Genomic DNA, 19630 nt, shown 5'->3' with positions numbered 1-19630 from the left:
TAATCGTTGTGCTGCTCTGCTCAGGAAGGTCCACATGAAGGTGGAGGAGCATTGCGTTGCAGGTCTGACGCCATCGCGAGCAGGCTCGCTTCCACAGAAAGCCTGGAACGGCTTAGTGCACGAGCAGCCCTGTCAGCCCAAACCCGCCGCCACCAGCATCTCCTCCAGCGCCAGCAAGTCCGGGACCCTCGCCACCTGGTCGGCCACCTGCACCGCGGCTTTTTCCAGCGGGCACAACGGCACATCCACATAGCTCAACTGACTGTCGAGCTTGTAGGAGCGCGGGATGCCCTGGACCAGCATCGCGATGAATTTCAGTTCAGGCCGCCCGCCCAGGGCATTGAGGATGACGATGCGGGCGCGCTCACCAATGACGATTTTTTGGCCGCAGGCGGATTCGAAATTGATCAGGGGAATCTGCCGATTACGCCACACGACCCGGCCGAGGTACCACGGCGGGGTGTCGAGGTCGAAGGCGGCGGGCTGGTAGTCGATCAACTCGGCAACCGCCACGTTGGGCAGGATCAGATGGCGGTCGGCCATCGGCAACAGCAGGCCCGTGAGTTGACTGGTGCGGTGCTCAAGCATGGGTTTTGCTCCACAGCGCGATGCTGTCGAGCAGCACCGATTCCTGATAGGGCTTGCCGAGGTAGTCGTTGACGCCGATGGCCATGGCGCGATCGCGGTGTTTCTGGCCGGTGCGCGAGGTGATCATGATGATCGGCAGATGCTTCAGGCGCTCGTCGGCGCGCACCTGGGTGGCGACTTCGAAACCGTCCATGCGCGGCATTTCAATGTCCAGCAGCATCAGGTCGGGCATGTGCTCCTCGAGCAGGAGCATGGCGTCGACCCCATCCTTGGCGGTCAGCACGCTCATGCCGTGGCGTTCGAGCAAGCGGCTGGTGACCTTGCGCACGGTGACCGAGTCGTCGACCACCAGCACCAGCAAAGGCTTGTGCGGTTCGGGCTCGCTGGCCGGTGCCTGCGCGCGTTGCGCGAGCTGTGCCTGCATGGCGCGCAGCGGCGCCAGCAGATCGAGAATCAGCACCACCCGGCCGTCCCCGAGGATCGTCGCCCCGGACAGGCCCTGCACCGTGGCAAATTGTGGGCCGAGGCTTTTCACCACGATTTCCCGGCTGCCGGCCATGGCATCGACCTGCACCGCGATGTGCCGCTCGTTGCACTGCACCAGCAACAACGGCAACGGCTGGCTCTGGCCCAGCAGCTTCGGACGGGGGCCGGTCTTGAGCAGTTCGCCCAGGTAGCACAGTTCGTAGCGTTGCCCGGCATACCGGTAGGTCGGTGGATCGAGCCGGTAATGCTCCTCGAGTTCGTTGGGCAGCACGCGCACGATGCCGTCGATGGTGTTCAGCGGTATCGCGTATTGATCGTCGGCACAATGCACCATCAGCGCCCGGTTGACCGAGACGGTGAACGGCAGGCGAATACGGAAATGCACGCCCTGCCCCGGCACGGAGTCGATGCTCATGTTGCCGCCCAACTGCCGGACCTCTTCATGGACCACGTCCATGCCCACGCCACGCCCGGAGATCTGGGTGATCTTCTCGGCCGTGGAGAACCCTGGTTGCAGGATGAACTGCAGCACGTCGCGATCGCTGATGTCGCTGTCCGGGGCCAGCAAGCCACGCTTGATCGCCTTGCGCCGGACCGCCTCCAGCGGCACGCCGGCGCCGTCGTCGCGAATATCGAAAATCATGTCGCCGCCTTCGCGGGACAGGTCGAGGGTGATCCGCCCCTGCGCCGGCTTGCCCGCCGCGAGGCGCACGTCGGCGGGCTCCAGGCCATGGTCGACGGCGTTGCGCAGCATGTGCTCCAGTGGCGCCGCCATGCGCTCCAGCACGTTGCGATCCATCTCGCCTTCGGCGTTGCCGACCACGAAGGCCACGTCCTTGCCCAACTCCCCGGCGACCTGGCGGACGATGCGTTTCAGACGCGGCAGCATGCGCTCGAAAGGCACCATGCGCGTACGCATCAGGCCTTCCTGCAGTTCGCTGTTGATGCGGCCCTGTTGTTGCAGCAGGTTCTCCGCGTCCTGATTGCGCCGGTCGAGGGTTTCCTTGAGGTCCAGCAAGTCCGAGGCGGACTCGAACAGCGCCCGCGACAGTTGCTGCAACTGCGAGTGGCGGTCCATTTCCAGCGGATCGAATTCTTCGTAGCCGGAACGCTCGGCATCGACCTGCTGGCGACTGAGAATCCGCCCCTGGGTTTCGGTATCGAGCCGGCGCAGTTGGTCGCGCATGCGCTCGATGGTGGTTTCCATCTCGCTCAACGTCACCTGCGCATCGCTGACCTGCTGCTCGATGCGGCCATGGAAGATCGACGTTTCACCGGCCAGGTTGACCAGGTCGTCGAGCAGTTCCGCCGACACTTTGACCTGGTCGGCACCGGCATCGGCTGGTGGGGTCGGCGCTTCGATCTTGGGCGCAACCGGCACCGGCACCGCCGCATCCTGCGCCTGATGACTGAAGTTGCGGATCGCTTCGATCAGTCGGTCCGCCGACGGCAAGGCCAGCCCGGCGCGGGTGGCATCGAGCATGTGCGCCAGCCGGTCATGGCTGCTCTGCAACAGTTCGAAAAGGGCCTCGGTGGGTTTCAGAACCCCGGCAGACAAGCCTTCGTAGAGGAATTCCAGCTCATGGGCGAGGTCGCCGATCGGCGTGATTTCCACCATTCGCGCACCGCCCTTGAGCGTGTGCAGATCGCGCAGCAGGGTTTCCGCCTCCTGGCGATTGGAGGGGTCGGCCTGCCATCGCAGCAACGCCGCGCCGGAGTTCTCGATGATGTCGAAGCCTTCCTCGAGGAAGATGTCCAGCAGCTCCGGATCATGCCCCGCCGACTCCTGCGCCCGTGACGACTCGGCGATTTCAGGCGCGCCGGCCTTGCCCTGGCGGAACTCACGGATGGCCTCGATCAGTTCCGCCGGGTCACTCAAGGGTTTGCCGGTCTGCAGTTGTTCAAGCAGTTGAGCCAGCCGGTCATGGCTTTTTTGCAGCAACTGCGCCAACGCCTCGGCGTGGTTGTAGCGCCGATCCACCAGCCCTTCATAGAGGCTTTCCAACTCATGGGCGAGGTCGCCGACCGGTTCGACTTCAGCCATCCGCGCACCGCCCTTGAGGGTGTGCAGATCGCGCTGCAGCGAGAGCAGCGGCGCGGCGTTTTCCGGGTCGTCCAGCCAGCGCTGCAGGGCCTGGCCAGCGCTTTCGAGGATGTCCACCGCCTCCTCGAGAAAGATCGAGACGATCTCGTCGTCAAGGTCCGCGGTGGGAGCGACGGTGCGCGTGCGCTCGAGATCTGCGGTGGCATCGCTCAGGTCACGGATGCTCAGGGGACGACTGCCGTCGCTGCGGATCAGGCCCAGGGCCGACGGGTCGAGGCCTTCATCGAGCAGGTCGCGCAGGGCACGGACACGCGCCGGTTGCGGGCTGACTTCCTGGCCGGCGGCCAGTTCGTCGAGCATGTTGATCAGCGCCTCGTGGGCCCCTTGGGCTTCGTGGAAAAACCGCTGGTCAACCGCCAGGCTGCTTTCTTCCACCGCGCCATACAGGTCAAGCAACGCTTCGCAGAGTTCGTCCACCGGGTGCAGGTCGGCCAGGTGCGCGCTCTCGCCCAGGGTGGTCAATTCATCCAGTAGCGCACTGAGTTCCTGGCGTTCGCCGGGATGCTCCTGCCAGCGCTGCAACAGGCTCTCGGCGTCCAGCAGGATGTCCATGCCCTGGGCCAGGAAATTGTTGATCAACTGCGGATCGCGCTTGGTTCGCAGCGTCGCGCTCGGCGCCGCCATCAATTTCTCCAGACGCTCGGCCAGAACGGCCTGGGTCCGCTGGATCAGCGACGCGGCGCCGGGGATCGGCGCCAGCGGATCGACCTTGAGCTGACGCAGCCCCAGGCGGAAAACGCCTTCGGCTTCCAGCAGCAGCTCGACTTCGTCCAGGTCCAGAGCGATCAGGTGTGCCTTGTATTCGCGGGCGAGTTGATCCAGGGGCGCCGCCAGTTCGGCGATCGGCAACACGCCTGCCATCGAGGCGCTGCCCTTGAGCGTGTGCAAGGCCCGTTGCAATTCGTCGCTGGCGGGCAACGGCACATGCTCGGCCGCCTGATCGAGGAACCGGTTGAGGCTTGCCAGGTGGGTCTCGGCCTCCTTGCGGAAGATATCCAGCAACAAGGGGTCCAGGGCCGCGACGTCCTGCACGTCTTCATCGGCCAGCGGCTCAGCGCCTTTGGCGAGGGCATGGGCACGGGCGGCCAACTGGTCGACGTCGTGACGCTGGCGCTGGGCATGATCGGCGTACTCGTCGATCAACTCCGGCAGCAGGCCCAGCACATCGTCCAACAGTCTGTGCACCGCAGGAGCAGGTTGGACACTGTGTTCCAGCACACGGTTGAGCAGGTTTTCCACGGCCCAGGCCAGTTCGCCCAGCACCAGTGCACGCACCATGCGCCCACTGCCTTTGAGCGTATGGAAGGCCCGACGCAATTCCCCCAGGCTCGACTCATCGGCGGGATCGGCCAGCCAGCGGGGCAGGTACTCGCGCAGGATGTCCAGGACTTCCTCGGTCTCCTCGAGGAACACCTCGCGCAGTTCCTCGTCCACCGGTGCTTCGCCTGCCGGCGGCGGTAACAGGCTGCCCGGCGTGCTCAGTGCTGGCGGATTGACCACCGATAGCGGATTGGCGAGGACATCGGCCAGGGTCTGGACGACATCGGGATCGTCCAGTTCCTGCAAGTCCTGCATGACCTGCGCCTCACTCGGGCTGAGCACATCGTCGAGCACCGGCACATCATGTTCGCTGGGGAAAAACCCGAGCGAGGCGAGGCTGGTCTCTGCGACGTCGAGCAACTGTTCGCTGGTGGTCTCCGGGTCGTCGCTCAAGCGCTCCAGGTAATACTCGATGCTGGTGATCACGTCGGCCAGGCTGTCCAGTTCTTCCCAGTCAGGCTGCCCCGGCTCCACCAGCAAATGGTCGCGGATGAAATGGTTGCAGGTGTCGATCAGGCTCGCCGCCCGGCTCAGCGGGATCATCGCCAGTGCGCCGCGCACCTGGGTCAGCAGGGCCGGCAGCGGTTGCAGCGTCTGGCGGTCCCAGTCAGCGTCGATGTAGTCGACGATCATGTCCTTGGCCTGCTGCAGGCAGATGCGGGCTTCCTTGATCACGATCTGGTGGATCTGCGTCAGGTCGGTGGTCGGCAGCCCGCTGTCTTCCGGATTCTCCGGCTCGACGGTGCCCACCATGCCGGCCAGCGTCGCCTCGACGTAGAGCAAGGCACCGGCGACGTCCATGAGCACCGCGTCGTCGGGTGCGCGCTGGCCCTGAACCAGGCTCAGCACCACCGCCAGTTGATCGATGATGACCTTGCGCGGCTGGCCGAAGCCCAGCACCGCCAGGGTGTCGGCGATCTGCCGCAACGGCGCGAGCAGGCTGTCGAGGTCCGAAGTGTGTTGGCGGTCGCTGCGCACGAACAGGTCGAGGCGCTCTTTCACGCGCACCAGTTCCTCGCACAGCGCGGCCAGCACCGAGCGCATGGCATCGCGGTCGGGGCCGGCCAGCCGTGCGTGCTCTTCATCGACCATCGCGCTGTCAGGCAGCGCATCGTCCAGTGCGTAGCGGTCTTTCATGGTCAGCATCTGTCCGGTGGGGTGTTCGGCCTTGGCGATGTAGAACAGCAAACTCTTGAGCAGCTCCGGCGGCGCCGGCTGGTTGATCGCGGTCATGCCCTGTTCGAGCACGCGCTTGAGTTCCTTGTCGGCGTCCTTGAACAGGCTGCGCAGGGCCGGGCTGTTGGCAATCGCGCCGCCGCGCATGCCTTCGACCAGCGCCGAGGCCACCTGCCACAACGGACTCAGGGGCGCGTTGCCGCACAACCCTTCCAGGCGGGAAAACACCTTGGCCAGGTAACCGAGGTGTGTTTCGTCGTCCTGTTCTCGCAGCAACCCGACCAGGGCCATCTGCAACATCTGGCGCAGTTTGCGCAGCACATTCGGCAGGTCCGCCGGTTCCAGCAACGCCAGCGCCTCGTCGTCAAGCGGCGGCAGCTCCGGCCATTGCGGGGCGAACAGGCTGGTTTCCGACAGCAGGCTTTCGCCCCGGGCGCTGCGCAGATCGTTGATCAGCGGCAGCACCACCAGCGGCAGATCGCGACGCGCAGCCTGGACACGGTCCAGATAGACCGGCAATTGCCCCAGGGCTTGCAGCAACAGGTGAGTCGCCTCGTCGCGATGGCTGATCCGGTTCTGTTGCAGGGCGCTGGCCAGGTGCTCCATTTCTTCGGCGAGCAGGGCCGCGCCGTAGAACTCGACCATCTGCAAACTGCCGTGAACCTGATGGATGCACGCCAGGCACTCGTCCAGGGCGTGCGTCGCCTGTGGGTCATCCAGCAGCGTTTCTATCGCCTGATGCGCCACTTTCAACGTTTCGGCAATCTCGCCCTTGACCCACTCGAGGGCTACATAGTCGTGCCGATCACCCATAACGACTCCCGTGCGCGTCACACTTTATCCACAGTCTGCGCCTTGGCGGCCGGCAAGGTGAAACCGGATACCGAGCGGCGCAACTGGCTGGCCATTTTCGCCAGGTTGCCAATGCTCTCGGCCGTGGCGGAGGAGCCGGACGAGGTTTGCGTGGTGATCTGCTGGATCACGTTCATGGTCAGGGAAATCTGGCCGGCCGACGACGTCTGCTGCTGGGCGGCATTGGAGATGCTCTGGATCAGCGCGGCCAGGGTCTTGGAGACCCCTTCGATTTCTTCCAGGGCCACTCCGGCATCCTGCGCCAGACGCGCGCCGCGCACCACTTCGGTGGTGGTCTGCTCCATGGAAATGACCGCTTCGTTGGTGTCGGCCTGGATCGCCCGCACCAGTGTCTCGATCTGCCGCGTCGCGGCGGACGAACGCTCGGCCAGGCGCTGGACTTCGTCGGCCACCACGGCAAAACCGCGTCCGGCATCACCGGCCATGGAGGCCTGGATCGCCGCATTCAACGCGAGGATGTTGGTTTGATCGGCAATGTCATCGATCAGGCTGACAATGTCGCCGATTTCCTGGGAGGACTCGCCCAGGCGCTTGATGCGCTTGGCGGTGTCCTGGATCTGCTCGCGAATATTGTCCATGCCATGGATGGTGTTGTGCACCACCTCGTTGCCTTTGTTGGCGATTTCCACCGAGCGCTCGGCGACCGCCGAGGATTCGGCGGCGTTGGCCGACACCTGGTCGATGGATTGCGCCATGTCGTTGATCGCCGTGGACGCTTCGCTGATCTGCTGGGCCTGATGCTCCGAGGCTTGCGCCAGGTGTATGGCGGTCGCCTGGGTTTCCTGCACAGCGGCCGCCACCTGGCCGGCGGTGAGGTTGATCGTGGCCACCAGGTCGCGCAGTTGGTCGACGGAGTAATTGATCGAGTCGGCGATGGTGCCGGTGAAATCCTCGGTCACCGAGGCCGTCACGGTCAGGTCGCCGTCGGCCAGGTCTTCGATCTCGTCGAGCAAGCGCATGATCGCGTTCTGGTTGCGCTCGTTCTTTTCGGCGGTCTCGCGCAACTGGCGGTTGGTTTCGCGAACCATCACCAGGCCAATGAGGATGATCGACATCAAGGCCAGCAGCCCCAGCACATAGCCGCCAATGGTGTCGGTATCGCGTCCGCCGGCCAGGTTCTCCAGCCCGATGGCCAGCTGCGAGGCTTCGTCAAGCAGGGTTTGCGACAGGCTGAAAATATTGGTTGCCGACTCGCGGACCTTGAACAGCTCCGGCGAGGTTTCGAGGATTTCGTCCACCGACCCCGAGACGAATTCGAACAGCTCGGAAATCTCGATCAGCCGGGCACGGGCATCGCGATCCTCGACCTGGCTGACTTTCAACGCCGGGTTGCCCTGCAGCATGCCCGTGAGCACCTGGCCGAAACGTGTGGCGTCGCGCCCGAACGCATCGGCCGCCTGCTGTGAGTTTTCGTCGCCGGACAGCACCGTGTTCACCGCGCCGAGAATGCGCTCCGCCAGCAGCGACTGGCGCTGGGCCATGGCCACCTGGGTCGCCGGCGCGCCACGCTGCAGCAGGATCTCGACGACCTTCTCGTACTCGACCTGCAACTGCGGCACGGTTTCGGCCAGGGTGGCGGCCACCTGATGCAGGGACAGCACGGTCTGCTCGCTGGACAGGATCGCGTCGGTATTTTTCAGCAGGCGCTCCCAGTCCATTTGCACCGCGCGCATTTCCGGGCGCACGGTGGACGGCGCAGGCGGCAGGCCGGTGGCCGGGTCACCTTTTTTCAGGTAGCCCCAACGCTGGGCGAAGTCGTTGCGCGCATCGCTCAGCAACTTGAACGCTGCCGCCTTGCCGGCAGCCGCTTCAGTGGCGTTCTTGGCGATGCGCTGGGACAGCACGCGCAGCTCGCCGGCGTGACCGATGTACTGTTTGTCGTACGTGGCTTGCGTGTTGAGGTAAGCGAAGTTGGCGAACAGCAGCATGATGAAGACAATCAGCGCGATGAACAGCACGATGATCTGCGATCGGCTGCGCGACCCTTCCGGCTTGCCTGTTTTTGCTTTTGTCATCGGTCCTCGCCCAACTTCAGAGCTTACCCACATCCCTGTGGGAGCGGGCTTGCTCGCGAAAGCGGTGATACATTCACCATTGATATTGACTGAATGACCGCTTTCGCGAGCAAGCCCGCTCCCACAGTGGTCGGTGTTTACAACGCTACGTTCATGAAACTCACAGACCGCGCCAGCGCAAACAGACTGAACACCCGCCAGTCCCGCTCGCGACGAAAATGCCCGCGAACGAACTCGGCCTTGGCACCCTGTCGTTCACCCACCGGCAGCGGCTCGAAACTGTCCTGTTCGAAGTGTTGCAGACCGCAGACTTCATCGACCAGCAACCCGGCAAACACCTCTTGATGCTCTACCACCAGCACCCGTCGCTGCTTGCGCACGGTCGACAGTTCATGACCGAAGAAGCCGCACAGATCCATCATCGGCAACAAGCGCCCGCGCAGGTTGGCCACGCCCTTTACCCAGGGTTTGACGCCGGGCATAGGGGTGAGCCGCGGCTCGTGCAGGACTTCGCTGACTTCGCCCATGGGCGCGACGTACCAGTGCTCGCCGAGGCGAAAACCGATGCCGCTCCAGCTGTCCTGTCGGGCAGGCTGCGACGGCAGGTCCGCCGCCAGCAGGCGACAGCGCTGGTCGATCTGCAACAGCAGTTCGAAAGCGGTCAGCGACTCGGTCATGGTTGGGGTATCAGCCGGCCAGCACGTTGTTCAGGGTCTTGATCAGGGTGTCTTCATCGACCGGCTTGGTCAGGTAATCCCTGGCGCCCTGGCGCGTGCCCCAGACCTTGTCGGTTTCCTGGTCCTTGGTGGTGATGATGATCACCGGGATATGCCCCGTTTCCGGATCCTTGGTCAACTGGCGAGTCGCCTGGAAACCGTTGAGGCCGGGCATGACGATGTCCATCAGCACAGCGTCGGGTTTCTCCTGGCGGGCGAGCGCCACGCCATCGGCGCCATTCTCGGCTTTCAAGACTTCATGACCGTGCTTCTCCAGCATGCCGGTCAGTTTGTACATTTCGGTCGGCGAATCGTCGACGATCAGAATACGTGCCATGGTTTTCCCCATTCTTCTTGTCGACGCCGGGCCCGATGGCCGGGCGTCACTGCGTGTCCTGTTGCGGCAAAACGGCGGCGAAGCCCGGTACATGGGCCTGGATCGCATTCAACAGTTCTTCCTTGCTGAAAGGCTTGGTCAAAAACTGGTCGGAGCCGACGATGCGCCCCTTGGCCTTGTCGAACAGCCCGTCCTTGGACGACAGCATGATCACCGGCGTGGACTTGAACGCACTGTTGTTCTTGATCAGGGCGCAGGTCTGATAACCATCCAGGCGCGGCATCATGATGTCGACAAAGATAATGCCCGGATGATTGTCGGCGATCTTGGCCAGGGCATCGAACCCGTCGACGGCCGTGATGACCTCACATCCCACGTTCTTCAGCAGCGTTTCGGCGGTGCGGCGAATCGTCTTCGAATCGTCGATCACCATGACCTTCAAGGCGCTGGAATGCTGATCCATAAGTGCTCTACCGTCGCCTTTGCGAATCATTTTGTCCGTTTTCGGACCTTCGGTGGCTCGAAACCCTTGATACGCAAGGGTCCGTACGACATGGCAGCCTTTTTAGCACAGTCTCCAAACGCAATCTATCGGCCAGCCTGCTCGATGGTTTTTCCTTGACCGGGGACACACTCGGCGCCACTCTGACGCCACTTTTTACGGTCTTTTGCAGGCGCGGGCCCGCTCGCTCCCGCAGATCGACATACCCCCCATTTCGAGGAAAAACCCATGAGCGTTCGCGTCGGGATTGTCATGGACCCTATTGCCAGCATCTCCTATAAAAAGGACAGCTCGCTGGCCATGTTGCTGGCCGCGCAGAAACGCGGCTGGGAACTGTTCTATATGGAGCAGCCGGACCTGTACCAGGCCGAAGGCCAGGCACGGGCGCGGATGCGTCCCCTGAAAGTGTTCGCCAACCCGGAAAAATGGTTCGAACTGGACGCCGAGCAGGACTCGCTGCTCAGCGACCTGGACGTGATCCTGATGCGCAAGGATCCGCCGTTCGACATGGAGTTCGTGTACTCCACCTATCTGTTGGAACAGGCCGAGCGCGCGGGCGTGCTGGTGGTGAACAAGCCGCAGAGCCTGCGCGACTGCAACGAAAAACTGTTTGCCACGCTGTTCCCGCACTGCACGCCACCCACCGTGGTCAGCCGCCGTGCCGACGTGCTGCGCGAATTCGCGGCGAAACATGGCGATGTGATCCTCAAGCCGCTGGATGGCATGGGCGGTACCTCGATTTTCCGCCACCGCGCAGGCGATCCGAACCTGTCGGTGATTCTCGAGACCCTGACGGCGCTGGGCACCCAGCAGATCATGGGGCAGGCCTACCTGCCGGCGATCAAGGACGGCGACAAACGCATCCTGATGATCGACGGCGAGCCTGTGGATTACTGCCTGGCGCGGATTCCGGCCGTCGGCGAAACCCGTGGCAACCTTGCCGCCGGCGGCCGTGGCGAGGCCCGTCCGCTGACCGACAAGGATCGCTGGATCGCCGCGCAAGTCGGCCCGACCCTGCGTGAAAAGGGCCTGCTGTTCGTGGGCCTGGACGTGATTGGCGAGCATCTGACGGAGATCAACGTCACCAGCCCGACCTGCATTCGCGAGATCGATAATGCGTTCGGTACCGACATCGGCGGCCTGCTGATGGATGCCATCGATCAGAAGCTCAAAGCTCGTTGATGTAGAACACCCAAGTTGGAACCAACATTGCGTTATCATCCGCGACCTGTAAAAAACGCGATGTTGGTTCTCTTGTCATGACACTGCCGTCCGACCTGCCCGCCGAACTCGCCCACCGTGGCGTGCGCCCGGCCGATCGCCTCGGATTTACCCTGTTTCTCGCGGCGCTGATTCACCTGGCCCTGCTGCTGGGTGTCGGGTTCACCATGGTCGAACCCCAGCAAATCAGCAAAACCCTGGAAATCACCCTCGCCACCTTCAAAAGCGAAAAGAAGCCGCAAAAGGCTGATTTTCTGGCGCAGGAGAACCAGGAAGGCAGCGGCACGCTGGATAAAAAGGCGATTCCCAAGACCACCGAGGTCGCGCCGTTCCAGGACAACAAGGTGCAGAAAGTCACGCCACCACCGGCCGCCAAGCCGCAAGTCCAGGAAACGGCTCCCAAGGCTGCGGTGACCACCGTCGCGCCCAAGCCGAAAAAAGCGGCGCCCAAGACCGAAGAACCCAAGCCCGTCACCAAACCCGCCGTGGCCGCCCCGACGTTTGATGCCGAGCAGTTGTCCAGCGACATCGCCAGCCTGGAAGCCGAGCTGGCCAACGAACAACAGCTGTATGCCAAGCGCCCGCGCATCCACCGCCTCAGCGCGGCCTCGACCATGCGCGACAAAGGGGCCTGGTACAAGGACGAATGGCGCAAGAAGGTCGAGCGCATCGGTAACCTCAATTACCCCGAGGAAGCGCGGCGCAAGCAGATCTACGGCAATTTGCGGCTGATGGTCTCGATCAACCGCGACGGCTCGCTGTATGAAGTGCTGGTGCTGGAATCCTCCGGCCAACCGCTGCTCGACCAGGCGGCCCAGCGCATCGTCAGGCTGGCGGCGCCGTTCGCCCCGTTTACCGGCGACCTGTCGGACATCGACCGCCTGGAAATCATCCGCACCTGGAAATTTGCGCGCGGGGATCGGTTGTCCAGTAACTGATCTCACAAATCCCCTGTGGGAGCGGGCTTGCTCGCGAAAGCAGTGTGTCAGTCAGCAATGATGTTGACTGATACACTGCTTTCGCGAGCAAGCCCGCTCCCACATTCGATCGGTGACTTCGGCCAAATTGCGACATCCCCAGCTTGTCAGTTCGCCCCTCCAACGCCACACTAGCGCTCATGAAAAATGTCAGCCCCAGCTACCTCAAGCATCACTTCCTGATCGCCATGCCTCACATGGCCGACCCGAACTTTGCGCACACCTTGACCTACATCGTCGAGCACACAGCCAATGGAGCCATGGGGCTGGTGGTCAACCGCCCGCAGGACCTGAACCTGGCCGATATCCTCGAGCAATTGCGCCCGGATATCGAACCGCCGCTGCTCTGCCAGCACGTGCCGATCTTCATCGGCGGACCGGTGCAGACCGATCGCGGTTTTGTCCTGCACCCCTCCGGACAGAAATATCAGGCGACCGTTGATCTGGAAGGTGAGCTCTCGCTGTCCACCTCCCAGGACGTGCTGTTCGCCATCGCCGATGGCGTCGGCCCGGCCAAGAGCCTGATCACCCTGGGTTACGCCGGCTGGGAAGCCGGGCAACTGGAGTCCGAGCTGGCGCAGAATGCCTGGCTGACTTGCCCGTTCGACGCCGACATCCTGTTCAACACCAGCAGCGAACTGCGCCTCGAAGCAGCGGCCCGGCACCTGGGCGTCAACCTCAGCCTGCTCACCAGCCAGGCGGGGCACGCCTGATGGCCCTGCGCCTGATCCTGGGTTTTGACTACGGCACCAAACAGATCGGCGTAGCGGTCGGCCAGGTCGTGACCGGCCAGGCCCGCGAGCTGTGCACGCTGAAGGCTCAGAACGGCATCCCCGACTGGAACCAGGTCGAAGCCCTGATCAAGGAGTGGAAACCCGACGCCGTGGTCGTCGGCCTGCCGCTGAACATGGATGGCACGCCCAGCGACATGTGTGCCCGCGCGGAAAAATTCGCCCGCCGCCTCAACGGCCGTTTCAACCTGCCCTTCTATACCCACGATGAGCGCCTGACCACCTTCGAAGCCAAGGGCGAGCGCCTGGCCCGCGGCGGGCAGAAAGGCAGTTACCGCGACAACCCGGTCGACGCCATCGCCGCCGCCCTGCTGCTGCAAGGCTGGCTCGATGAAAACGGCGAGCTGTTCGAAACCTGATGCATTCAACCCGAAAGAGCCGCCTAGCGGCTCTTTTAGTGATACCCCGGGCCATCTCAAGCCGTAGCGGCCCCGGGCCCAAAAAGGAGCAACCATGAGCTTGCCAAATCCCGCCGAACTGATCAGCCAGATGGCGATCCGTCTTGACACCTACCTGGCCAAACGCGGCATCAGCGAGCCGCGCTACATCGGCATCCGGACCGGCGGCGTCTGGGTTGCCCAGGCCCTGCTCAAGGAGCTGGGCAGCGCTGCGCCGCTCGGCACGCTCGATGTTTCCTTTTACCGCGACGACTTCAGCCAGAACGGCCTGCACCCGCAAGTGCGCCCTTCGGCGTTGCCATTCGAGATCGAAGGCCAGGACCTGGTGCTGATCGACGACGTGCTGATGAGCGGCCGGACCATCCGCGCGGCCATGAACGAACTGTTCGACTACGGCCGTCCGGCCAGCGTAACGCTGGTGTGCCTGCTCGACCTCGACGCCGGCGAACTGCCGATCCGACCGAATGTCGTCGGTGCGACCCTGGCGCTGGCCGCCCATGAGCGGGTGAAACTGTCCGGCCCGGAACTCAAGCTCGAACTGCAAGACCTCTCCCTTTAATCCGCCCTATTGAGAGTCCCCTTCGCGATGACGCCTCTAGAAACCAAGCGCCCGCTGCAGCTCAATGATCAGGGCCAGCTGCGCCACTTCCTCTCGCTCGACGGCTTGCGCCGCGAGCTGCTGACGGAAATCCTCGACACCGCCGACTCCTTCCTCGAAGTCGGCGCCCGGGCCGTGAAGAAAGTCCCGTTGCTGCGCGGCAAGACCGTGTGCAACGTGTTCTTCGAGAACTCCACGCGCACCCGCACCACCTTCGAGCTGGCAGCCCAGCGCCTGTCAGCCGACGTGATCACCCTGAACGTGTCCACCTCGTCGGCGAGCAAGGGCGAAACCCTGCTCGACACGCTGCGCAACCTCGAAGCCATGGCCGCCGACATGTTCGTCGTGCGCCACGGTGATTCCGGCGCCGCGCACTTCATCGCCGAACACGTGTGCCCGCAGGTGGCGATCATCAACGGCGGCGACGGCCGTCACGCGCACCCGACCCAGGGCATGCTCGACATGCTGACGATCCGCCGGCACAAGGGCGGTTTCGAAAACCTGTCCGTGGCCATCGTCGGCGACATCCTGCACTCGCGGGTGGCGCGCTCTAACATGCTGGCCCTGAAAACCCTCGGCTGCCCGGACATTCGGGTGATCGCGCCGAAAACCCTGCTGCCGATCGGCATCGAGCAATACGGCGTGAAGGTCTACACCGACATGGCCGAAGGCCTGAAAGATGTCGATGTGGTGATCATGCTGCGCCTGCAGCGCGAACGCATGGCCGGCGGCCTGCTGCCGAGCGAAGGCGAGTTCTACCGCCTGTTCGGCCTGACCACTGCGCGCCTGGCCGGCGCCAAGCCGGACTGCATCGTGATGCATCCGGGACCGATCAACCGCGGTGTGGAAATCGAGTCGGCGGTGGCCGACGGCCCGCACTCGGTGATTCTCAACCAGGTGACCTACGGCATCGCCATTCGCATGGCAGTGTTGTCCATGGCCATGAGCGGGCAGACGGCGCAGCGCCAATTAGATCAAGGCCAATTCGAGCAGGAGAACGCCCAGTGAAGCTCAGCATTCTCGGCGCCCGTGTCATCGATCCAGCCAGCGGCCTGGATCAAGTAACCGATATCCACATCGAAGCCTGCAAGATCGTCGCCCTTGGCGCCGCGCCGGCCGGTTTCGTCGCCGTCGACTCGATCGACGCCAAGGGCCTGGTGGCCGCACCGGGGCTGGTCGACCTCAACGTCGCCCTGCGCGAACCCGGTTACAGCCGTAAAGGTTCGACTGTCAGCGAAACCCGTGCCGCTGCGGCCGGTGGCGTGACCAGCCTGTGCTGCCCACCGAAGACCAAACCGGTGCTGGACACCTCGGCGGTGGCCGAGTTGATCCTCGACCGCGCCCGCGAGGCCGGCAACACCAAAGTCTTCCCGATTGGCGCCTTGAGCAAGGGCCTGGACGGAGAACAACTGGCCGAGCTCGTGGCATTGCGCGATGCCGGCTGCGTGGCGTTCGGCAACGGCCTGGAAAGCTTCCGCAACACCCGCACCCTGTGCCGGGCGCTGGAGTACGCCGCGACCTTCGACCTGACCGTCATTTTCAACTCCCAGGACCATGACCTGGCCGAAGGCGGTCTGGCCCACGAAGGCCCGACCGCCAGCTTCCTCGGTTTGCCGGGCATCCCGGAAACCGCCGAGACCGTCGCCCTGGCCCGGGACCTGCTGCTGGTCGAGCAAAGCGGCGTACGCGCGCACTTCAGTCAATTGACCAGCGCTCGCGGCGTGGCCCAGATTGCCCAGGCCCAGGCCCGCGGTTTGCCGGTGACCGCCGATGTCGCCCTGTATCAGCTGATCCTGACCGACGAAGCCCTGATCGACTTCAGCAGCCTGTATCACGTCCAGCCGCCGCTGCGCACCCGCGCCGACCGCGATGGCCTGCGTGAGGCGGTGAAGTCGGGCGTGGTTTCGGCCATCTCCAGCCATCACCAACCCCACGAGCGCGATGCCAAGCTCGCGCCGTTCGGTGCGACCGAGCCGGGCATCAGCAGCGTTGAACTCCTGCTACCGCTGGCGATGACGCTGGTGGAGGATGGTTTGCTGGACCTGCCGACCCTGCTGGCGCGCCTGAGCGCCGGACCTGCCGAGGCGTTGCGCCTGCCAGCCGGGCAATTGGCGGTGGGGAGAGCGGCGGACATCGTGCTGTTCGACCCGACAGCGTCGACCGTGGCCGGTGAAACCTGGCTGTCCAAGGGCGAGAACTGCCCGTTCATCGGGCACAGCTTGCCGGGCGTGGTGCGTTACACGCTGGTGGATGGGCGGATCAGTCACCAGGCGTAAGATCGCGCAGCGCCCCATCGCGAGCAGGCTCGCTCCCACACTGGCCCGGTGAATGCAGGTCCATTGTGGGAGCTAGCTTGCTCCGGGCGGCGTTCCGACGATGACTTACCCGAACGTGCCGCGGTTCTGCGCGTTGCGAACCGACACCTGGTCATTCAGGGTCCAGAAGTCATACAGGACCCCCAGGAAGAACAACCCGCCTGTCACCAGGTACAGCAACCCGCTGATCCATTTCCCCTGGTACATCCGGTGTACGCCGAACACCCCGAGAAATGTCAGCAGAATCCACGCAACGTTGTATTCGATCGGCCCGGCGGTGAAACGCAGGTCGGCCTCGCGGTCCATGGCCGGGATCAGGAACAGGTCGATCAGCCAGCCGATGCCCAACAGTCCAAAGGTGAAAAACCAGATCGTCCCGGTCACCGGCTTGCCGTAATAAAAGCGGTGGGCACCGGTAAATCCGAAAATCCACAACAGGTAGCCAATCACCTTGCTGTGGGTGTCGTGATGTGAAACGGGGTGTTGATAGGTGTTCATGGATGACCTCAATACACACGATAGATAAATTTTCTTTAAATCTTTGTGACTTTTTTACGAGTGGCCGACGGATGGCAGGTGGTACCTTGTATGCCGTCAAACCCTTGTAGCAGCTGACTTCTGTCCGACAATTGCGTGCATTTGCCGCGTATTTGGTTCCATTGGCCGCCGATGGAATCGACCAACGGCCTCGGGAAGCCAAAAAAAGCTGTTATAAAGTTGCGCGCTAACCCATATGAGCCTTGCCTAATGCGTCCATTTTTCAAGACATGGCTAACCATTTGCCTATTGCTGCCACTGGCCGCCCACGCCACCAATCGTGAGCAACGTCTTCCGAACGTCAATGGTTACACGCCCAAATCCCATGCTTCTGCTCCTTCGAGCAAAAGCAAGAAGTCGATCAAGAACGCTCCACAACTGAGCTCCAGCAAAAGCGGCCTGGTCCCGCCGATGGGGAGCAAGGAAAGCAGCAACGTACTGAGCCGTGCCGTCAACGTCCTCGGTACACCCTACCGTTGGGGCGGCAGCAGCCCAAGTAAAGGCTTCGACTGCAGCGGCCTGGTGAAATACGCGTTCAACGACGCCACCTTCGACCTGCCCCGCACCTCGAACGCCATGGCCAGCGGTCATGGCGAGAAAGTCGATCGCAACGACCTGAAGCCGGGCGACCTGATTTTCTTCAACATCAAGAGCCGTCGGGTCAATCACGTGGCCATCTACCTGGGCAACGATCGCTTCATCCACGCACCACGCCGTGGCAAGTCGGTGACCATCGACACCCTGAAGAAACCGTACTGGGAAAAGCACTACGTCGTTGCCAAGCGGGTTCTGCCGAAAGAGAAGAACAGCTTGCAGGTTGTTCAGCGCTAACCTCTGCAACGCCATCGCGATTCGACCTGATCGCGATGGCGCCTTTTGAAATGGCTGCAAATCCCCCTCAGAAATTATCCGGCGAGCGTGCCTTCTCCCGCGCGTGATCGCGGGTGATCAAGCCTTTGGTCACCAACTCCTTCAAGCACATGTCCAGCGTCTGCATCCCCAGGCTCCCGCCGGTCTGGATCGACGAATACATCTGCGCGACCTTGTCTTCGCGGATCAGGTTACGGATCGCCGACGTGCCCAACATGATTTCGTGTGCCGCGATCCGCCCGCCACCGACCTTCTTCACCAGTGTCTGCGAGACCACCGCCAGCAGCGACTCGGACAACATCGAACGCACCATGGACTTCTCGTCCCCCGGAAACACGTCCACCACCCGGTCGATGGTTTTCGCCGCCGACGTCGTGTGCAGCGTACCAAACACCAGGTGCCCGGTTTCGGCCGCCGTCAGCGCCAGGCGAATGGTTTCCAGGTCGCGCATCTCCCCGACCAGGATCACATCGGGGTCTTCGCGCAGCGCCGAACGCAGGGCAGTGGCGAAGCTACGGGTATCTCGGTGAACTTCGCGCTGATTGATCAGGCATTTTCGCGATTCGTGAACGAATTCGATCGGGTCCTCGATGGTCAGGATGTGTTGATGACGATGGTTGTTGAGGTAATCGATCATCGCCGCCAGGGTGGTGGACTTGCCCGAGCCGGTCGGCCCGGTCACCAGCACCAGGCCACGGGGTGAATCGGTGATCCTGCGAAACACCTCGCCCATGCCCAGGTCGTCCATGCTCAGGACCTTGGAGGGAATGGTCCGGAACACCGCGCCAGCCCCCCGGTTCTGGTTGAAGGCATTGACCCGAAACCGCGCGACACCAGGCACGTCGAAGGAAAAATCGGTTTCCAGGTGCTTTTCGAACTCCATCCGCTGGGTGTCGTTCATGATGTCGTAGACCAGCGCCTGGACTTCCTTGTGATCCAGCGCGGGCAGGTTGATGCGCCGCACATCGCCGTCAACGCGAATCATCGGCGGCAGCCCGGCAGACAGGTGCAAGTCGGACGCCCCTTGTTTGGCGCTGAAAGCCAGCAGCTCAGTGATATCCATAGCACTCCTCAATTCCAGTAGAATGCCGCCAACCTCAGACCGCTGGCGCCTCTTGAATGTCCACGATAGCAGACAACATTGCACAGGTTGGTTCACGCATCCGGGCTGCCGCCCTTGCCGCTCACCGCGACGAGCACAGCGTGCAGTTACTGGCGGTCAGCAAGACCAAGCCCGCCGCCGCCTTGCGCGAAGCCCATGCCGCCGGCTTGCGCGACTTTGGCGAGAATTACCTGCAGGAAGCCCTGGGCAAACAGCTCGAATTGGCCGACCTGCCCTTGATCTGGCACTTCATCGGCCCCATTCAGTCGAACAAGACTCGCGCTATTGCCGAACACTTCGCCTGGGTGCACTCCGTGGATCGTCTGAAAATCGCACAACGCCTGTCCGAACAACGCCCCGCCGATCTACCGCCCCTGAACATCTGCATTCAGGTCAATGTCAGCGGCGAGGCCAGCAAGTCCGGCTGCACCCCCGCCGACCTGCCAGCCCTGGCCAAAGCCATCAGCGAACTGCCGCGCCTGCAGCTGCGCGGGTTGATGGCCATCCCCGAGCCGACGGAAGATCGCGCCGCCCAGGACGCTGCATTTGCTGCCGTGCAAAGCCTGCAAGCCAGCCTCGACCTGCCACTCGACACACTTTCCATGGGCATGAGCCACGACCTCGAGTCGGCCATCGCTCAGGGCGCCACCTGGGTTCGTATCGGTACGGCCCTGTTTGGCGCCCGCGACTATTCCCAGCCGTGA

17 protein-coding genes are annotated in these 19630 nt (G+C 63.1%); 9 read left to right on the top strand and 8 right to left on the bottom strand.

What is annotated here, in order from left to right; translation table 11 throughout:
• Positions 1-132: 132 nt before the first annotated feature.
• From ACM6IM_RS23225 to pilG, 6 genes are all read right to left on the bottom strand, one after another.
• On the bottom strand, positions 133-588 hold the full coding sequence (locus tag ACM6IM_RS23225) for a chemotaxis protein CheW (RefSeq protein WP_192306790.1): 456 nt from the start codon (positions 586-588) through the stop codon (positions 133-135).
• Complete coding sequence (locus ACM6IM_RS23220; RefSeq protein WP_414866412.1) at positions 581-6487, bottom strand: Hpt domain-containing protein; 5907 nt, start codon at positions 6485-6487, stop codon at positions 581-583. Before ACM6IM_RS23220 ends, ACM6IM_RS23225 begins: the two co-directional genes overlap by 8 nt.
• A gap of 17 nt (positions 6488-6504) precedes the next feature.
• Positions 6505-8562 (bottom strand): methyl-accepting chemotaxis protein, encoded by a 2058-nt coding sequence (locus tag ACM6IM_RS23215; protein WP_192306795.1) that lies wholly within the window; start codon positions 8560-8562, stop codon positions 6505-6507.
• 137 nt (positions 8563-8699) lie between these two features.
• Complete coding sequence (locus tag ACM6IM_RS23210) at positions 8700-9239, bottom strand: chemotaxis protein CheW (RefSeq protein WP_201191659.1); 540 nt, start codon at positions 9237-9239, stop codon at positions 8700-8702.
• A 10-nt stretch (positions 9240-9249) separates the two neighbouring features.
• On the bottom strand, positions 9250-9615 hold the full coding sequence (gene pilH, locus ACM6IM_RS23205; RefSeq protein WP_007987790.1) for a twitching motility response regulator PilH: 366 nt from the start codon (positions 9613-9615) through the stop codon (positions 9250-9252).
• Between the two features lie 46 nt (positions 9616-9661).
• Positions 9662-10078: a twitching motility response regulator PilG gene (pilG, locus tag ACM6IM_RS23200; protein ID WP_192306800.1), complete on the bottom strand. Its 417-nt coding sequence runs from the start codon at positions 10076-10078 to the stop codon at positions 9662-9664.
• 267 nt (positions 10079-10345) lie between these two features.
• Here pilG and gshB point away from each other — a divergent pair, with 267 nt between their 5' ends.
• From gshB to ACM6IM_RS23165, 7 genes are all read left to right on the top strand, one after another.
• Positions 10346-11299 carry a glutathione synthase gene (gene gshB, locus ACM6IM_RS23195; protein WP_201191657.1) on the top strand — a complete coding sequence of 318 codons (954 nt, stop codon included), beginning with the start codon at positions 10346-10348 and terminating at the stop codon, positions 11297-11299.
• A gap of 77 nt (positions 11300-11376) precedes the next feature.
• A complete protein-coding gene (locus ACM6IM_RS23190; RefSeq protein WP_192306805.1) occupies positions 11377-12276 on the top strand; it encodes an energy transducer TonB in 900 nt (299 codons plus the stop codon).
• 179 nt (positions 12277-12455) lie between these two features.
• Entirely contained in the window at positions 12456-13028 is a 573-nt protein-coding gene (locus tag ACM6IM_RS23185; protein ID WP_192306807.1) for a YqgE/AlgH family protein, read from the top strand.
• Positions 13028-13465, top strand: a complete 438-nt coding sequence (gene ruvX / locus ACM6IM_RS23180) for a Holliday junction resolvase RuvX (RefSeq protein WP_192306809.1) — start codon at positions 13028-13030, stop codon at positions 13463-13465. The genes ACM6IM_RS23185 and ruvX overlap by 1 nt, the downstream gene beginning before the upstream one ends.
• 94 nt (positions 13466-13559) lie before the next feature.
• On the top strand, positions 13560-14063 hold the full coding sequence (gene pyrR, locus ACM6IM_RS23175) for a bifunctional pyr operon transcriptional regulator/uracil phosphoribosyltransferase PyrR (protein ID WP_414866411.1): 504 nt from the start codon (positions 13560-13562) through the stop codon (positions 14061-14063).
• 27 nt (positions 14064-14090) lie between these two features.
• A complete protein-coding gene (locus tag ACM6IM_RS23170) occupies positions 14091-15110 on the top strand; it encodes an aspartate carbamoyltransferase catalytic subunit (protein ID WP_192306813.1) in 1020 nt (339 codons plus the stop codon).
• A complete protein-coding gene (locus ACM6IM_RS23165) occupies positions 15107-16378 on the top strand; it encodes a dihydroorotase (protein WP_414866410.1) in 1272 nt (423 codons plus the stop codon). Before ACM6IM_RS23170 ends, ACM6IM_RS23165 begins: the two co-directional genes overlap by 4 nt.
• A gap of 105 nt (positions 16379-16483) precedes the next feature.
• Here ACM6IM_RS23165 and ACM6IM_RS23160 read toward each other — a convergent pair whose 3' ends face one another.
• Positions 16484-16915, bottom strand: a complete 432-nt coding sequence (locus ACM6IM_RS23160) for an NINE protein (RefSeq protein ID WP_414866409.1) — start codon at positions 16913-16915, stop codon at positions 16484-16486.
• Between the two features lie 249 nt (positions 16916-17164).
• On the opposite strand from ACM6IM_RS23160, the gene ACM6IM_RS23155 reads away from it, so the two are divergent.
• Positions 17165-17785, top strand: coding sequence for a C40 family peptidase (locus ACM6IM_RS23155; protein WP_192306819.1), 621 nt, complete (start codon positions 17165-17167; stop codon positions 17783-17785).
• Between the two features lie 67 nt (positions 17786-17852).
• Here ACM6IM_RS23155 and ACM6IM_RS23150 read toward each other — a convergent pair whose 3' ends face one another.
• Positions 17853-18887 carry a type IV pilus twitching motility protein PilT gene (locus ACM6IM_RS23150; protein ID WP_192306821.1) on the bottom strand — a complete coding sequence of 345 codons (1035 nt, stop codon included), beginning with the start codon at positions 18885-18887 and terminating at the stop codon, positions 17853-17855.
• A gap of 56 nt (positions 18888-18943) precedes the next feature.
• Between ACM6IM_RS23150 and ACM6IM_RS23145 the strand changes: the two genes are divergently transcribed.
• Positions 18944-19630 (top strand): YggS family pyridoxal phosphate-dependent enzyme, encoded by a 687-nt coding sequence (locus ACM6IM_RS23145; RefSeq protein ID WP_192306823.1) that lies wholly within the window; start codon positions 18944-18946, stop codon positions 19628-19630.

Origin of the sequence: Pseudomonas sp. IT-P12 (genome assembly GCF_949767465.1) — a bacterium.
In the GTDB taxonomy this organism is placed as follows: Bacteria; Pseudomonadota; Gammaproteobacteria; order Pseudomonadales; family Pseudomonadaceae; genus Aquipseudomonas.
Note: the sequence above shows the minus strand (reverse complement) of the source record. Positions and strands in the feature narration are given on the sequence as shown.

Coding starts and splice junctions, on each gene's coding strand:
- ACM6IM_RS23225 (WP_192306790.1), bottom strand. CDS start 588: ATGCTTGAGCACCGCACCAGTCAACTCACGGGCCTGCTGTTGCCGATG.
- ACM6IM_RS23220 (WP_414866412.1), bottom strand. CDS start 6,487: ATGGGTGATCGGCACGACTATGTAGCCCTCGAGTGGGTCAAGGGCGAG.
- ACM6IM_RS23215 (WP_192306795.1), bottom strand. CDS start 8,562: ATGACAAAAGCAAAAACAGGCAAGCCGGAAGGGTCGCGCAGCCGATCG.
- ACM6IM_RS23210 (WP_201191659.1), bottom strand. CDS start 9,239: ATGACCGAGTCGCTGACCGCTTTCGAACTGCTGTTGCAGATCGACCAG.
- pilH (WP_007987790.1), bottom strand. CDS start 9,615: ATGGCACGTATTCTGATCGTCGACGATTCGCCGACCGAAATGTACAAA.
- pilG (WP_192306800.1), bottom strand. CDS start 10,078: ATGGATCAGCATTCCAGCGCCTTGAAGGTCATGGTGATCGACGATTCG.
- gshB (WP_201191657.1), top strand. CDS start 10,346: ATGAGCGTTCGCGTCGGGATTGTCATGGACCCTATTGCCAGCATCTCC.
- ACM6IM_RS23190 (WP_192306805.1), top strand. CDS start 11,377: ATGACACTGCCGTCCGACCTGCCCGCCGAACTCGCCCACCGTGGCGTG.
- ACM6IM_RS23185 (WP_192306807.1), top strand. CDS start 12,456: ATGAAAAATGTCAGCCCCAGCTACCTCAAGCATCACTTCCTGATCGCC.
- ruvX (WP_192306809.1), top strand. CDS start 13,028: ATGGCCCTGCGCCTGATCCTGGGTTTTGACTACGGCACCAAACAGATC.
- pyrR (WP_414866411.1), top strand. CDS start 13,560: ATGAGCTTGCCAAATCCCGCCGAACTGATCAGCCAGATGGCGATCCGT.
- ACM6IM_RS23170 (WP_192306813.1), top strand. CDS start 14,091: ATGACGCCTCTAGAAACCAAGCGCCCGCTGCAGCTCAATGATCAGGGC.
- ACM6IM_RS23160 (WP_414866409.1), bottom strand. CDS start 16,915: ATGAACACCTATCAACACCCCGTTTCACATCACGACACCCACAGCAAG.
- ACM6IM_RS23155 (WP_192306819.1), top strand. CDS start 17,165: ATGCGTCCATTTTTCAAGACATGGCTAACCATTTGCCTATTGCTGCCA.
- ACM6IM_RS23150 (WP_192306821.1), bottom strand. CDS start 18,887: ATGGATATCACTGAGCTGCTGGCTTTCAGCGCCAAACAAGGGGCGTCC.
- ACM6IM_RS23145 (WP_192306823.1), top strand. CDS start 18,944: ATGTCCACGATAGCAGACAACATTGCACAGGTTGGTTCACGCATCCGG.